This is a genomic window from Sphingobium chungangianum (assembly GCF_977014255.1).
Genome location: NZ_CDRNIV010000006.1, coordinates 2,749,104 through 2,762,723, shown reverse-complemented (window position 1 = coordinate 2,762,723; position 13,620 = coordinate 2,749,104). Strand labels below are relative to the sequence as shown.

Annotated in this window: 14 protein-coding genes; 10 read left to right on the top strand and 4 right to left on the bottom strand. The window is 63.9% G+C overall.

Annotation, left to right across the window (positions count from 1 at the left end; genetic code table 11):
* Positions 1-84: 84 nt before the first annotated feature.
* On the top strand, positions 85-378 hold the full coding sequence (locus ACWNC0_RS20720; RefSeq protein ID WP_449474342.1) for a hypothetical protein: 294 nt from the start codon (positions 85-87) through the stop codon (positions 376-378).
* Between the two features lie 6 nt (positions 379-384).
* On the top strand, positions 385-648 hold the full coding sequence (locus ACWNC0_RS20715) for a DUF5818 domain-containing protein (protein WP_449474341.1): 264 nt from the start codon (positions 385-387) through the stop codon (positions 646-648).
* A 267-nt stretch (positions 649-915) separates the two neighbouring features.
* Here ACWNC0_RS20715 and ACWNC0_RS20710 read toward each other — a convergent pair whose 3' ends face one another.
* Complete coding sequence (locus tag ACWNC0_RS20710; RefSeq protein ID WP_449474340.1) at positions 916-2,043, bottom strand: serine hydrolase domain-containing protein; 1,128 nt, start codon at positions 2,041-2,043, stop codon at positions 916-918.
* A 38-nt stretch (positions 2,044-2,081) separates the two neighbouring features.
* Between ACWNC0_RS20710 and ACWNC0_RS20705 the strand changes: the two genes are divergently transcribed.
* The 4 genes from ACWNC0_RS20705 (at position 2,082) to ACWNC0_RS20690 (ending at position 6,254) form a co-directional block, all read left to right on the top strand.
* Entirely contained in the window at positions 2,082-2,402 is a 321-nt protein-coding gene (locus ACWNC0_RS20705; protein ID WP_449474339.1) for a hypothetical protein, read from the top strand.
* Between the two features lie 297 nt (positions 2,403-2,699).
* Positions 2,700-4,469 carry a DNA helicase RecQ gene (recQ, locus tag ACWNC0_RS20700; protein ID WP_449474338.1) on the top strand — a complete coding sequence of 590 codons (1,770 nt, stop codon included), beginning with the start codon at positions 2,700-2,702 and terminating at the stop codon, positions 4,467-4,469.
* Between the two features lie 160 nt (positions 4,470-4,629).
* Positions 4,630-5,058 carry a TIGR01244 family sulfur transferase gene (locus ACWNC0_RS20695; RefSeq protein WP_449474337.1) on the top strand — a complete coding sequence of 143 codons (429 nt, stop codon included), beginning with the start codon at positions 4,630-4,632 and terminating at the stop codon, positions 5,056-5,058.
* Positions 5,059-5,060: 2 nt separating this feature from the next.
* Positions 5,061-6,254, top strand: a complete 1,194-nt coding sequence (locus tag ACWNC0_RS20690; RefSeq protein WP_449474336.1) for an NAD(P)/FAD-dependent oxidoreductase — start codon at positions 5,061-5,063, stop codon at positions 6,252-6,254.
* A gap of 18 nt (positions 6,255-6,272) precedes the next feature.
* Here ACWNC0_RS20690 and ACWNC0_RS20685 read toward each other — a convergent pair whose 3' ends face one another.
* The 3 genes from ACWNC0_RS20685 to ACWNC0_RS20675 form a co-directional block, all read right to left on the bottom strand.
* Positions 6,273-7,703 carry a porin gene (locus ACWNC0_RS20685; RefSeq protein ID WP_449474335.1) on the bottom strand — a complete coding sequence of 477 codons (1,431 nt, stop codon included), beginning with the start codon at positions 7,701-7,703 and terminating at the stop codon, positions 6,273-6,275.
* Positions 7,704-7,954: 251 nt separating this feature from the next.
* A complete protein-coding gene (dmeF, locus tag ACWNC0_RS20680; RefSeq protein ID WP_449474334.1) occupies positions 7,955-8,974 on the bottom strand; it encodes a CDF family Co(II)/Ni(II) efflux transporter DmeF in 1,020 nt (339 codons plus the stop codon).
* Positions 8,971-9,243 (bottom strand): metal/formaldehyde-sensitive transcriptional repressor, encoded by a 273-nt coding sequence (locus ACWNC0_RS20675; protein ID WP_449474333.1) that lies wholly within the window; start codon positions 9,241-9,243, stop codon positions 8,971-8,973. The genes dmeF and ACWNC0_RS20675 overlap by 4 nt, the downstream gene beginning before the upstream one ends.
* A 91-nt stretch (positions 9,244-9,334) precedes the next feature.
* On the opposite strand from ACWNC0_RS20675, the gene crtY reads away from it, so the two are divergent.
* The 4 genes from crtY to ACWNC0_RS20655 all read left to right on the top strand — a co-directional run bounded on the left by crtY (position 9,335) and on the right by ACWNC0_RS20655 (position 13,540).
* Entirely contained in the window at positions 9,335-10,489 is a 1,155-nt protein-coding gene (gene crtY / locus ACWNC0_RS20670; RefSeq protein WP_449474332.1) for a lycopene beta-cyclase CrtY, read from the top strand.
* The gene (locus ACWNC0_RS20665; RefSeq protein ID WP_449474331.1) at positions 10,486-11,967 is read left to right on the top strand and encodes a phytoene desaturase; all 1,482 of its coding nucleotides are present in this window, start codon (positions 10,486-10,488) and stop codon (positions 11,965-11,967) included. Before crtY ends, ACWNC0_RS20665 begins: the two co-directional genes overlap by 4 nt.
* Positions 11,964-12,545: an LOG family protein gene (locus tag ACWNC0_RS20660; protein WP_449474330.1), complete on the top strand. Its 582-nt coding sequence runs from the start codon at positions 11,964-11,966 to the stop codon at positions 12,543-12,545. The genes ACWNC0_RS20665 and ACWNC0_RS20660 overlap by 4 nt, the downstream gene beginning before the upstream one ends.
* 95 nt (positions 12,546-12,640) lie before the next feature.
* On the top strand, positions 12,641-13,540 hold the full coding sequence (locus tag ACWNC0_RS20655; RefSeq protein WP_449474689.1) for a phytoene/squalene synthase family protein: 900 nt from the start codon (positions 12,641-12,643) through the stop codon (positions 13,538-13,540).
* Positions 13,541-13,620 lie beyond the last annotated feature (80 nt).

The window sequence follows — 13,620 nt, the reverse complement described above, 5'->3', positions numbered from 1 at the left end:
GGGCGCGTCGATTTCGACGCGCCCTTTTTTTGCTCCAGCTACCGTGCTGGCAGACCATGACATTCCAGGATTGGAACGACGGGCATGAATATGAAATGGGAACACTATGTCGCTGACATGCTGATCGAGCGGCTAAGGCAACACCATGTTGAGCTTCTGACGGGCGAACAGGAAACGATATGCTTCTTCGTCGATCCAACGTCCCCATCCACCCGTCGTTGGACAGTCAGTGATTATGACAAGGGCGTGGTCGATGGCGCCATTCGCGAACTGCAACATCTCATCCACTCGTCCCCGCTGCTCAAACGTGCCATATTCGATCGACTGTCGGCGTCAGGCAGCGCCGGAGGGGCGCACCGCCAGCGGGTTCGGGGATAGGCCGCGATGCCCAAAGGGACATGGCATGTGGAAACCGGAATATTGCGCATCGGCCAATGGGGCTATGCGCTGGAGAGAGATGATGGCGGCACGTGGCAGCTTGACGCCCCCCGATCGGCGCGACGCTATCTCGACAGGCGAGTGACGGTAGAGGGCAGGCGGTCGGGCTTTGACCTGCTGGACGTGCATCGCATCTGTCCGGGCGACGGCCTGGAAAAACGGCTGCTGCCTACCTGGTCGGCACTATTTGGGCGCTTCAGCCTCGGTTGACGTGGCGGCCTCTATAGCGTGATCGTCTTACACGGAAGCATGAGCATTAGGGCCGATTTTCCGTAACCCCGGCTCGACCTGGGGTCCCGCTGCCTCGGCAGCGTCAGAAAAGAAGTGGGATCCCGGATCAAGTCTGGGGCGACGATCGCCCAAACATCATCATGCTCTAGCGAGCGGGCGCAGGCCCCGGCGAGGCGCCATAGCATCGTGCCTTGTATCTGGATCATTCAGCCCGATAACCGGGCATAATACCGGACGAAATCACCCTCAGGCAGGGAACAGCCGCATCAACCGCGCAAGCCCCCGCTTAACCGCCGTTCGCTGCTCCTTTTCCGGCGACGCTCCGATCCGAACGACCGTCAGCGCCTGACCCGGCGACACCAATATATATTGCCCCCCATGTCCTACACAGCCGAACAGGCTGCGCGGCGCATCCCCCGGCATCAGTACGCTTTCCTCGCTTTCGCGGTTCAGCCACAGATGCGCGCCATAGGCCGCATTGCGCCCTGAAGGCGTGCGCATGAAATCGACCCATTTTTCCGGCACGATCTGATGTCCGTTCGGCCCCCGCCCATGGTTCCGCAGCAGTTCGCCAAAGCGTGCATAATCGCGCGCCGTCATATGCAGGAAACTGCCGCCGATCATCGTGCCAGCGGCGTCATATTCCACCGTCAGGCTCTTGATCCCCGCCGGGATTTTCAGTCGTCCATCGATGAATGTCTGCATCGCCTGCCGCCGCACATCGGGATCGGGATTGCTGGTCACCATCCGCGCCATCAGGTCGCCCAGGATCAATGTGTTGCCGGTCGAATAGGAAAAGCGCGACCCCGGCGCATGCGCCAGCGGTTTCGCTTCGGCAAAGGCGCTCATATCCTGCGCGCCGTCGGTGAACAGCATGCGCACCGTGTCCGCCTCGGCCAGCGGCTCGTCATCCTCGACATGATCCAGCCCTGACGTCATGGCGAGCAATTGCCGCAGCGTAATCTTTCCGCGCGGATCGCCCGGCTGACCCCATGCCGCGACCGGTACCGGCGAATCCAGCGCCAGCCGCCCGTCAGCAACCATCAATCCAACCAGCACCGCCGTCACGCTCTTGCCCATCGACCAGCCAAGCAGCTTCGTCTCCGGCCCGAATCCGGGAGCATAGCGCTCCGCGACGATCTCGCCCCGATGCATGACGATCAGCGCCCGCGTCTCGCCGACATCCTCGTCGCCCTCGAACAGCGGATCGATCGCGGCGCGCAAATCCCCTTCATTCACGCCCGCATCCGCCGACACCTGATAATCCGTCTCCGGATCGGCGGCGCGCACGGCGAGGCCCCCCGCCAGCGCCAGCAGCGACAAAATGGCAGCGCCAGCGCCAACAGCCTTTACGCTTTTCCGATCGAGCTTCATAAGCCGCGCCCTTAGCACGGCTCATCGGAAAGGGGAGCATGTCCGCACGCCCGAAATGGATTTATGCGCTCGCCGCCATCGTCGCGCTGCTCGTCCTGCTGCTGGCATGGAACTGGAGCGCCCTGCGCGCCCGCGCCGCCGTGGGCGCTGGTTTTGGCGCGCGCGTCACCTGTTCCTGCCGTTATGTGGAGGGGCGGGCAATGGACAGCTGCAAGGGCGACAAGGAACCGGGCATGACCTTCGTCACCCTCTCCGACAATCCCGAATCGCGCAGCGTCGAAGCCAGCGTCCCTCTTCTTGCTTCCCGCACGGCGCGCTACCGCAAGGGCTGGGGCTGCCTCCTCGACCCAATCGACTAACCCGCATAGGGGGACCCAAGATCCAAAATAGAGCCCAACCCCGTTCGAGCTGAGCTTGTCGAAGCCCTCTTCTTGCAAAAAAGGAAGTAGACCCTTCGACAGACTGAGGGCGAACGGTAACAGGGGGATATCGCGGAATTAAGACGCGATGCCCTAAAAGCGTTTCGGCCACAGCGCTCGGCAAACCCTCTGCCCGCAAATCCACAGCACAGCCACTTTATCAGCCCACCTGAAGCGCGACCTTCTTCCGTCGCGCATCTGCATTGCCTCGCCAGCCGAACCCGCTACAGCCGCCGAATGCGTTCGGACATCCCCAGTCTCCTCCACGACATTTTCGGCTTCCCCGGTTTTCGCGGCGTACAGGAACAGGTCGTCGAACGCGTCATGGCGGGCCAGCCGACGCTCGCCATCATGCCGACGGGCGCAGGCAAGTCGCTTTGCTACCAACTCCCCGCCGTCGCGCTCGGTGGCTGCTGCGTCGTCATCTCGCCGCTGATCGCCCTGATGCACGACCAACTCCGCGCGGCGCAGGCGGTCGGCATCCGCGCCGCCAGCCTGACCAGCGTCGATGCCGACTGGCGCGAGACCCAGGACCGCCTGCGCAACGGCGACCTAGACCTGCTCTACGTCGCGCCCGAACGCGCAAGCGGAGAAGGTTTCCGCAGCCTCCTCCGCTCGGCAAAGATCGCCCTCTTTGCCATAGACGAAGCGCATTGTGTATCCGAATGGGGCCACGACTTCCGCCCCGACTACCGTTTGCTCCGGCCCTTGCTGGACGAATTTCCCACCGTCCCCCGCCTCGCGCTCACCGCCACCGCCGATCATCACACACGCGACGACATCCTCGTCCAGCTCGGCATCCCGCGCGAAGGCCTCATCATCGCGGGCTTTGACCGCCCAAATATCCGCTACGCCGTCCACCCCCGCGACGGCCTGCCGCGACAGCTGTCCGATCTCATCTCCGCCAGCGAAGGTCCCGGCATCGTCTACGCCCCCACGCGCGCGGCCACCGAAAAGCTGGCTGACACCCTGACCCGCACCGGCCGCCCGACCCGCGCCTATCATGCCGGGCTGGACCCCGCCATCCGCGCCGCCAACCAGGCCGCCTTCATCGCCAGCGAAGACATGGTCATGGTCGCGACAATCGCCTTCGGCATGGGCATCGACAAGCCCGACGTCCGCTTCGTCGCCCACGCCGCGCTGCCCAAGTCGATCGAGGGCTATTACCAAGAATCCGGCCGCGCAGGCCGCGACGGCGAACCGGCCGAAGCACATCTCTTCTGGGGCGCCGACGATTTCGCCCGCGCCCGCCAGCGCATCGCCGAACTCGACCCCAGCCGCCAGCAGGGCGAACGCACCCGTATCACCGCCCTCGGGGGCCTCGTCGAAACCGGCACCTGCCGCCGCGCCATCCTCCTCCGTCACTTCGGCGAGCATCCCCCGCTGAGCTGCGGCAACTGCGACAATTGCCTGAATCCCCCGCCCAGCATCGACGCGACCGAAACCGCGCGCAAATATCTGTCCGCCGTCTATCGCACCGGCCAGAGCTTCGGCACCGGCCATATCGAGCAAGTCCTGACCGGCGCCGTCACCGACCGCATCCGGGAACGCGGCCACGACAAGATTTCCGTCTATGGCATCGTCTCCGGAGAAGAGACAGCGCTGCTCCGCCCAGTCTCCCGCGCGCTGCTCGTAAAAGATGCTTTGCAAACTAACGAACATGGCGGCCTCGAACTAGGCCCCAGCGCCCGCCCGATCCTGCGCGGGGAGGAGGAGGTCAGCCTGATCCTCCCCCCACGCCGCGAACGCCGCCGCCGCGCCCGTAACGGCAAACCGGAAAACCCCGTCGGCGATCCGCTGTTCGACGCCTTGCGCGCCTGCCGCCGCGAACTGGCGCAGGAACAGGGCGTGCCCCCCTATGTGATCTTCCACGATTCCACCCTGCGCGAAATGGCCGAACAACGCCCCGCGACACTCGCCGAACTCGGCCACATCAGCGGCATCGGCCAGCGCAAACTCGACGCCTTTGGCGACGCCTTCCTAGCCGCGATCCGCCCCTACCTCTAACTTCCTCGCCCCTTCAGGGGAGAGGATAGGGAGCGTTGCTGCTTCAGCAGCTAGGCGTACTTGGAGAGGGGAGGGCGGATGCCCCCTCTGCCCACCAAAAACCCCACTTGAATCCCGCCCCCCACAAGCGCATGGCTCGCGGCAGAAGGAGTCCCGCCCCATGTTCCGTCAGATCACCCCCAACCTCTACGTCTCCCCCCAGATCAGCGTCGATCAGGTCGAGGAAGCCAAGGCCTTGGGCGTGACCGTCATCATCAACAACCGCCCCGATGATGAGGAGCCGGGCCAGACCAACGGCGCGGAAATCGAGGCCGCCGCAAAGGCCGCAGGCCTCGCCTACGCCGCTGTCCCCGTCGCCCATGGCGGCTTTGCCCCCTGGCAGCTTGACGGTATGGCCGCCGCACTCAACGAAGCAGGCGAAGGCAAGGTCCTGGCCTATTGCCGCTCCGGCACCCGCAGCACGCTCCTTTGGGCACTCACACGCGCCCGCGCCGGTGAACACCCCGCAGCGCTCAGCGAAAAAGCGGAAGCGGCTGGCTATGACCTCACCCCCATTCGTCAGATCATGGACGCGCTCTCCGCAGGCTGATCTTGTCCACCACAGCCGATCAATTTGACGCCATCGTCCTCGGCGCTGGCGGAGCGGGCCTCATGTGCGCGGCGTCGGCCGGGCAGCGCGGCAAGCGCGTCCTCGTCCTCGATCACGCCGATCAGCCGGGCAAGAAGATACTGATCTCCGGCGGCGGCCGCTGCAATTTCACCAACATCCACACCGCGCCCGACCGCTATCTCTCGGCCAACCCCCATTTCGCCAAGTCCGCGCTCGGCCGCTATACGGCGGCAGATTTCGTCGCGCTGGTCGATCGCCACGGCATCGCCTGGCATGAAAAGACGCTGGGTCAACTCTTCTGCGACCAGTCCGCGCGCCAGATTGTCGCGATGCTGCTTGCCGAATGCGAGGCAGGCGGCGTCACCATCCGCCTCGGCCACCAACTCGGCCCCATCACCCACGCTGATGGCCGGTTCAGCGTCGTCCATGGCGGCCAAACTGCACAGGCCCCCGCGCTGGTGATCGCCACCGGCGGCCCGTCGATCCCGCAAATGGGCGCTACCGGCTTTGCCTATGACCTCGCCCGCCAGTTCGGCCTCAAGGTGGTGGAGCCGCGCCCCGCGCTCGTTCCGCTCACCCTCGGCGGCGAAGACATGCTGTTCCGCGAACTTTCCGGCGTCTCGACGCCCGTGATCGCCCGCCATGGTAAGACGGCCTTCCGCGAAGCCGCGCTGCTGACCCACCGTGGCCTGTCCGGCCCGGCCATCCTGCAAATCTCCTCCTATTGGCGTCATGGCAGCGAAGTCAGCCTCGACTTCCTGCCCGACATGCCCGCCAATTGGCTGACGGAAGCCAAGCGTAGCAAGCCGCGCACATCGCTGACCGCGCTGCTGCGCACGCAACTCCCCGACCGCCTCGCCGACGCCTTGGCCGATCGCCTCGCGCTGCCCGGCGATCTTGGCAACATCGCCGACCGCAAGCTGGAAGAGGCACAGCGCCGCCTTGCCGCCTGGTCCTTCGCCCCCAATGGCACCGAAGGTTTTGCCAAGGCGGAAGTCACGGTCGGCGGCATCTCGACCGCCGAACTCTCCTCCCGCACGATGGAGGCGCGCCGCGTCCCCGGCCTCTACGCCATCGGCGAAGCCGTCGATGTCACCGGCTGGTTAGGCGGCTATAATTTTCAATGGGCATGGGCCAGCGGCTGGGCAGCGGGGCAGGCGATCAGCGAAGGCTGACCGCTTGCCCGCCACCAATCAGTAATTCCACTGCACCTGCGTACGGATCAAATCACCCGTCGCCCGACCCGTCCGCCGCTCGTCTGCTTCGGCCCGCTTCATCCGCGCATAGGCCAGCGTGATCTCCAGCGCCTTCCACGGCTGCCATTCCAGCCCCAATTCAAACTCGTCCGTTTCCAGGCGAGGCGCATTGGTGGAAGCCTTCCACCCGCCACGATAATGCTGCCAGCGGCCATAAGGCACCAGCACGCCGATCGAATCCGTGGGCAGGCGATACATCATCTGGACATAGCCACCGTTCAGCTTCTTCTTTTCGATCGACTGGCTTACCCGGTCGAACTCCGGCCCCTTGCCCCAATTCCATTCGGCCTGAATGCCGAAGGGCTGGGGATAGAGCATCGCGTGGATTCCGCCGCGCTTTTCGTCATAGGACTGCTCACTGATCGCGACCGCCGATCCGTTGCGCACTTCCGGCTGGTAGTCGTTCATCATCGCCGATCCGCCGATTTCGAACACCTGATCCTCGAACATGCCGCCCAGACCATCCAGTTCGAATGGCCAGGTTGCAAAGGCAACCTTCATCAGCCCGCGATTCTGCTCGGTCTTGTTGATGCCCTGACCATTGAAGACGCCCAGACCGAACGCACCATAATTGCCGAACAGCTTCTGCCCGTCATGCCCCAGCCGGTCCCAGATCTTCTGCACCGAAGGCGGCGTGTAATAGCCGACGATGCCCAGATCGCGCTCGCCCGGCACCGCGCTGTTGATCGCGTCGCTGCGGTCCAGCGTCAGGCGATTGGAGGACGACTGCATATTCTCCCAGCCATAGGGCACCTTGGACTGGCCCAGGCGCACGCGGAATGTCTTGGCCTTGTCCAGGAAGACGTCGGCATAGGCGTCGCGCAGCTGTACAAAGCCTTCCCGCCGCTCACTGCCTGCCTGATTGTTTACGGCAGCGGAGAAATCGGACTGAAGGTAGAGCGACACGCGATCGGAAATGTCACCCTGAACGACAAGACGCGTCCGGCGGAGCGAGAAGCTGCTCTTGTCGGAAATTCCGCTGTCATGCACCGACCGCAGGCGCGACTGGCCTGCCGGTGCGGTGTCGTCGCCCGACAGAAACGCGTTATAGCGCATCTGGGTATAGCCGCGCAGCGACAGCCGCTCATACCAGGCCTTCGACTTCTTTTCCGGCGCCGATGCCTGAGTCACGACCGGCGGCGCGGGCGCAGCGGCAAGAACCGCAGGAGCCGTCGCCGAGCCCGTGACCGGAGCAGGCGTGGCCGATGCGTTCGCGCTGGCGACTTCACTGCCCTTGTTGGCGGCAAGCGCATTCGTCAGCGCCTGAACCTGCGCCTTCAACTCGTCAATCTGGCGCTGCAACGCCTCGTTGCTCTGCGCCTGCGCCACTTCCGGCATCAACGCCAGCAGGCTCACCGCCAGAGCCATGCTTTTCCTCTTGGAACCTGTCACGAAAATTTCCCCTGTCTCGATCGACCGGCGGATTATGATTTTTCAGTGACAGTTCAGTGACAAATATCTTTCGCTTACATGACAGCGAAACGCTGACGTATTTTTTCAACCGTCATCCCAGCGAACGCTGGGATCTCGTGCCCCAAGCCGAACGCTAAAGCGTCGTGCCTCTTATCACCCCGTTCGGGCTGTCCCACCGTTCAGCCGGAATGGAAACAAAGCTGCGTTCAACCGCACTCGACCGTAACATGCTCCATGCGCGGTAGCGCGCGCACCCGCTGGCGCACCGCGCCAACATCGCCGCCAGGCGCCAGGCTGATGATCGCGGCATGTGCATGCGGCCCGATCCGCCAGACATGCAGGTCACGGATGATCGCGCCCTCCGCCTCCACCAGTGCCTTGATCCGCTTCATCAACGCCGGTTCGGCGGTGTCGAGCAGGATGGCCGAGGTGTCCTTCATCAACCCCCAGGCCCAGCGCGCGATCACCACCGCCCCCAATATGCCCACCGCCGGGTCGAGCCACCACCAGCCCATATAGCGCCCGGCGAGCAGCGCCGCGATCGCCAGCACGGATGTCAGCGCGTCGGTCAGCACATGCACATAGGCGGCGCGCAGATTATTGTCGGCATGCCCATGCTTGTGATCGTGCCCATGATCGTGATCCGTCCCATGGCCCCCCGCATGCTCATGATCATGCCCATGATGATCATGGCTATGGTCATGCCCCAGCAGCAACGCGCTGATCAGGTTGATGGCAAGGCCGACGACCGCGACCAATGTCGCCTCGCCAAACTTCACCGATACAGGCTCAAAGAAGCGCAGCACCGATTCGACCAGGATGAAAAGGGCGGTCACGCCCAGCAACAGGGCGGATGCAAAGCCCGAAAGGTCGCCGACCTTCCCCGTGCCAAAGGTGAAGCGCGGATTGCGGGCATGGCGCCGGGCATAGCCATAGGCCGCCGCCGCCACTGCCAGCGCGCCCGCATGGGTCGCCATGTGGAACCCATCGGCCAGCAGGGCCATCGACCCGGTGATCCAGCCAAACACGATCTCGACCACCATGGTCGCGGCGGTCAGCCACACGACCCACATCGTCCGCCGGGCATTCTGGTCATGACCCGCGCTCAGGTAAATATGGTCGAAATAATGGCTTTCCTCCTCATCCCCATTGGTGGGGAAGGGGGGCAGGGCCTCGCTTTGGGCCTTTGCTTCGTCATGATCGTGGCTGTGGCCGTGCATCGTCATTTCCCGTACCGCCGGATCAGCGCCAGCATTTCTTCCGCCGCCGTCTGCCGCTCTTCATCGGTCAGGCCGGGGCGGGCGACATGGTCGCGCATATGCTGCTCGATCAGCTCTTCCATCAGGCTACCAACCGCGCCGCGCACCGATGCGACCAGCTGCAACGTCTCCGAACAGCCCGCATCTCCGCCTAGCTGCCGCTCGATCGCGCCGACCTGCCCCGCAATGCGCCGCACCCGCGCCAGCAGCTTTTCCTTGTTCTCGATCACATGCATAGGATACCCCCCTATCCTATACGGCCATTTTCGTCAAACCCCGTTCTTTTCGCCAATTGCTTCATTAATTCCCCCTCCCTAACAGGACAGCATGGCCAAGACGTTCGACTGCGACCTCGCGATTCTGGGCGGCGGCCTTTCCGGCACTCTGACCGCACTCGCCTTCGCCCAACTCCGCCCCGACATCGACCTGCTCCTGATCGAACGCGGCGAATCGCTGGGCGGCAACCATCTCTGGTCCTTCTTCGACGGCGATGTCCGCCCCGCCGATCGCTGGCTGGTCGATCCGCTCATCACCCATCGCTGGCCCCAAGGCCATGAGGTCCGCTTCCCCGCATACCAGCGCCGCCTGCCCACTGCCTATAACAGCATCGCCTCCGTTCAGCTTGACGCCCACGCCAGCCAACTGCTCGGCGATCGCGTCCTGCTCAACGCCGACGTCCCCCACATCACGCCGATCAGCGTCACCCTTAAAGAAGGCCGTCATATCCACGCTCGCACCGTCCTCGATACGCGCGGCGACGGCGATATGTCGGCGCTGGAGTGCGGCTGGCAAAAGTTCGTCGGTCAGGCCCTTCGCCTCAGCCATCCGCACGGGTTGGAACGCCCCGTGATCATGGACGCGACCGTTGCGCAGATCGACGGCTACCGCTTCGTCTATCTGCTCCCTTTCGATGATCACACCATCTTCGTCGAGGACACCTATTACAGCGACGATCCTGCGCTCGATGTCCCGACGCTCGCCAGTCGCATCGCCGACTATGCAAAGGATCGGGGCTGGCACGTCGAACAGATCACCCATCAGGAAAGCGGCGTTCTTCCCGTAGTCCATGGCGGCAACTTCGATCGCTTCTGGCCAGCGGATGATGACATTGCCCGCGCCGGAGTTCGCGCCGCACTGTTTCACCCGATGACCGGCTATTCACTTCCCGACGCCGCTGCCACCGCGCTCTGGCTCGCCGACCAGCCCCTCGAAGACCTTGCCGCCACCACCCGTGCCCGCGCTGCGGCGCATTGGCGCGCTGGCGGATATTACCGGCTGCTCGGCAAGATGCTCTTTCGCGCTGCCCGGCCGGACCAGCGATGGCGCATCTTCGAGCGCTTCTATCGCCTCAATCCCCATCTGGTCGGTCGCTTCTACGCGGGCCGATCAACTTGGGCCGATCGCATCCGCATCTTGTGTGGACGCCCGCCGGTGCCCATAAGGAGCGCCATGCGCGCATTGTTGACCCCCTCCGCCCGATGAACCGCAAATCGATAGTTATCGGGGCGGGCTTTGGTGGCCTTGCTCTTGCGATCCGTCTGCAATCAGCGGGCATCGACACCACTCTGGTGGAAGCGCGGGACCGTCCGGGCGGGCGCGCCTATATGTGGGAGAAGGACGGCTTCGTCTTCGACGCAGGCCCGACCGTCATCACCGATCCAGATTGCCTTGCAGAACTCTGGCGCCTGTCCGGCCACGACATGGCGGAAGACGTCAGCCTGGTGCCGGTCACCCCCTTTTACCGGCTGAACTGGCGCGACGGCACAAACTTCGATTATTCCAACGACGAAAACAGCCTGCGAGCGCAAATCGCAAAGCTGAACCCGCAGGATGTTGCGGGGTATCAGCGCTTTCTCGACTATGCTGAAGGCGTGTATGAGGAAGGCTATCGCAAGCTCGGCTCGGTGGCTTTCCTCGACTTCGCTTCCATGATCCGCGCCGCGCCAGCGCTGGCGAAGCATCAGGCATGGCGTTCGGTCTATTCCATCGTCTCTTCCTATGTGAAGGACGAAAGGCTGCGGCAGGCGCTGTCCTTCCACACGCTTCTGGTCGGCGGCAATCCGATGCAGACCAGCGCGATCTATGCGCTGATCCACAAGCTGGAAAAGGATGGCGGCGTCTGGTTCGCCAAGGGCGGCACGAACCGCCTGGTCCAGGGCATGGCGACGCATTTCGAGCGGCTCGGCGGTACGCTGCGCCTCGCCGACCCGGTCGTGCGCATCGAGACCCATGGCGACCGCGCGGTCGCTGTCTCGACCGCGTCGGGATGGCGGGGGGAGGCCGATGCTGTCGCCACGAACGGCGACCTCATGCATAGCTATCGGGACCTTCTCGGCCATCACCCAAGGGGGCAGAAACAGGCCGAGAGCCTCGCGAGAAAGCGTTGGTCGCCCAGCCTGTTCGTGCTGCATTTCGGTATCAAGGGTAGCTGGCCCGGCATCCCCCACCATATGATCCTGTTCGGTCCCCGCTATGAAGGGTTGCTGACCGACATCTATGATCACGGCGTGCTGCCTCAGGATTTCTCGCTCTACCTGCACCACCCGACCGTCACCGATCCGTCGATGGCGCCGGACGGACATTCGACTTTCTACGCTCTTGCGCCCGTGCCCCACATGGGCAAGCTGCCGATCGACTGGAAGCAGTTCGGCCCCGTTTATGCTGAGCGCATTCTTGACGAGATCGAACACCGATTGATCCCCGACATCCGCTCTCGCATCGTCACGCAATTTCACTATGCGCCGCCCGATTTCCAGAGCGACCTGTCCGCGCATTTGGGCAGCGCCTTCAGTCTTGAACCGCTGTTGACGCAAAGCGCCTGGTTCCGCGCCCATAACCGCGATGACGTGATCCCGAACCTCTATCTCACTGGCGCCGGTACTCATCCGGGGGCGGGCATCCCTGGCGTCGTGGGCAGTGCGAAGGCGACCGCCGCGCTGATGCTCGAAGACCTGTTGTGAAGCGGCTGGCCGTCTATTGTGGATCGGCTTTACCTGCTGATCCGGTCTATGTGGAATCCGCTCGCCAAGTCGGCCGCACGCTTGCTGGGCGCGGCATTGGAGTCGTCTATGGCGGGGGGCGGCTGGGTTTAATGGGCGCGGTTGCCGATGCCGCGCTCGAGGCCGGAGGCGAGGTGATCGGCGTCATTCCGGAAGCCTTGGTACGGGCGGAGGTCGCGCATCAGGGCTGCACCGAGCTTCACGTCGTCCAGACCATGCATCAGCGCAAGGCATGCTTCACCGATCTGTCTGACGGCTTCATCACGCTGCCCGGCGGCGTTGGCACCATGGATGAGTTGTGGGAGGCGATCAGCTGGGCGCAACTTGGCTATCATGCCAAGCCCGTTGGCCTGCTGAATGCATCCGGCTTCTATGACCAGCTCATCGCCTTCAACCGGCATATGATCGACACCGGCTTCATCCGCCCGCAACATGCCGACATCCTGGTCCATGCCGACTCGATCGAGGCGCTGCTTGATAAAATGGCAGCCTATGAGGCGCACGAGCCGATCTTTTCGATGAAGGCCGACAGGCTGTAATTCGTGCCACCCTTGCGGCGACCATCGGCGCGGGGCATGGCCGCAGTGTGACCATTCTCGATCGCACCGCCCTCGTCGCCCATGCCCGCGAAAGTATCGCCCGGGGCTCCAAATCCTTCGCCTTGGCATCGAAGCTGTTCGACCGGCAAACCCGTGAGCGTGCTTGGCTTCTCTATGCATGGTGCCGCAAGTGCGACGATATCGCCGACGGGCAGGATCATGGTGGCGTAATGAGAGGCGTGGCCGATGGGCAGGCGCGCCTTGCCAGTATGAGGGCGCTGACCGATGCCGCCCTGCGCGGCGAGCCGACGGGCGATCCCGCCTTCGATGGCTTTGGCCTAGTGATGCGCGAATGCGCCATCCCGGCCCGCTATGCGCATGACCTGATCGAAGGCTTCGCGCTCGATGCTGAAGATTGGCGGCCTCAGAGCGAAGCGGACATGCTGCGCTATTGTTATCATGTTGCTGGCGCGGTCGGCTGCATGATGGCGGTGCTGATGGGGGTTGATCCGGCGGATGAGTCTACGCTTGACCGGGCCTGCGACTTGGGACTGGCGTTTCAGCTCGCCAACATTGCGCGCGACATCGGCGAGGATCAGGCGGCGGGACGCTGTTACCTGCCCCAGCAATGGCTGGCGGAGATGCACATTCCTTGCGGCAGGCATATGGAGCCAGGCTTCCGTCCGCAGCTAGTGATATTGGCGCGCCGTCTCGCCGGGCTGGCCGCGGATTTTGAGGCGAGCGCCCGGCATGGCACGGGCGCCTTGCCGAGCCGCTCCGCCTGGGCGGTTCTGGCCGCAGCGGGCATTTATGGCGATATCGCTCGGGAAGTGGATCGGCGGGGCGATCATGCCTGGGACGATCGCGTGGTGACGCCGAAGAGTGAGAAACTGGGTTGGGTGTTTCGGGCGGGGCTGCACGTCGTGGCCCGGTCCCGCCGTTGGCCCTTATCGATGCGCCGACCGGCACATCTCTGGACCCGACCAAAGGCCTGACATCAAAAAAAGGACCGATACTTTCGTACCGGTCCCGAGGCGTGTTCGCAGGAGGAACATCGTGTGGCGGGCGGGCCGTT

What these genes read in the sequence shown, in the direction of transcription:
- dmeF (WP_449474334.1), bottom strand. Translation starts at nt 8,974, where the DNA reads ATGACGATGCACGGCCACAGCCACGATCATGACGAAGCAAAGGCCCAA.
- ACWNC0_RS20685 (WP_449474335.1), bottom strand. Translation starts at nt 7,703, where the DNA reads ATGGCTCTGGCGGTGAGCCTGCTGGCGTTGATGCCGGAAGTGGCGCAG.
- ACWNC0_RS20720 (WP_449474342.1), top strand. Translation starts at nt 85, where the DNA reads ATGAATATGAAATGGGAACACTATGTCGCTGACATGCTGATCGAGCGG.
- ACWNC0_RS20695 (WP_449474337.1), top strand. Translation starts at nt 4,630, where the DNA reads ATGTTCCGTCAGATCACCCCCAACCTCTACGTCTCCCCCCAGATCAGC.
- ACWNC0_RS20675 (WP_449474333.1), bottom strand. Translation starts at nt 9,243, where the DNA reads ATGCATGTGATCGAGAACAAGGAAAAGCTGCTGGCGCGGGTGCGGCGC.
- ACWNC0_RS20665 (WP_449474331.1), top strand. Translation starts at nt 10,486, where the DNA reads ATGAACCGCAAATCGATAGTTATCGGGGCGGGCTTTGGTGGCCTTGCT.
- ACWNC0_RS20710 (WP_449474340.1), bottom strand. Translation starts at nt 2,043, where the DNA reads ATGAAGCTCGATCGGAAAAGCGTAAAGGCTGTTGGCGCTGGCGCTGCC.
- ACWNC0_RS20705 (WP_449474339.1), top strand. Translation starts at nt 2,082, where the DNA reads ATGTCCGCACGCCCGAAATGGATTTATGCGCTCGCCGCCATCGTCGCG.
- ACWNC0_RS20715 (WP_449474341.1), top strand. Translation starts at nt 385, where the DNA reads ATGCCCAAAGGGACATGGCATGTGGAAACCGGAATATTGCGCATCGGC.
- crtY (WP_449474332.1), top strand. Translation starts at nt 9,335, where the DNA reads ATGGCCAAGACGTTCGACTGCGACCTCGCGATTCTGGGCGGCGGCCTT.
- recQ (WP_449474338.1), top strand. Translation starts at nt 2,700, where the DNA reads ATGCGTTCGGACATCCCCAGTCTCCTCCACGACATTTTCGGCTTCCCC.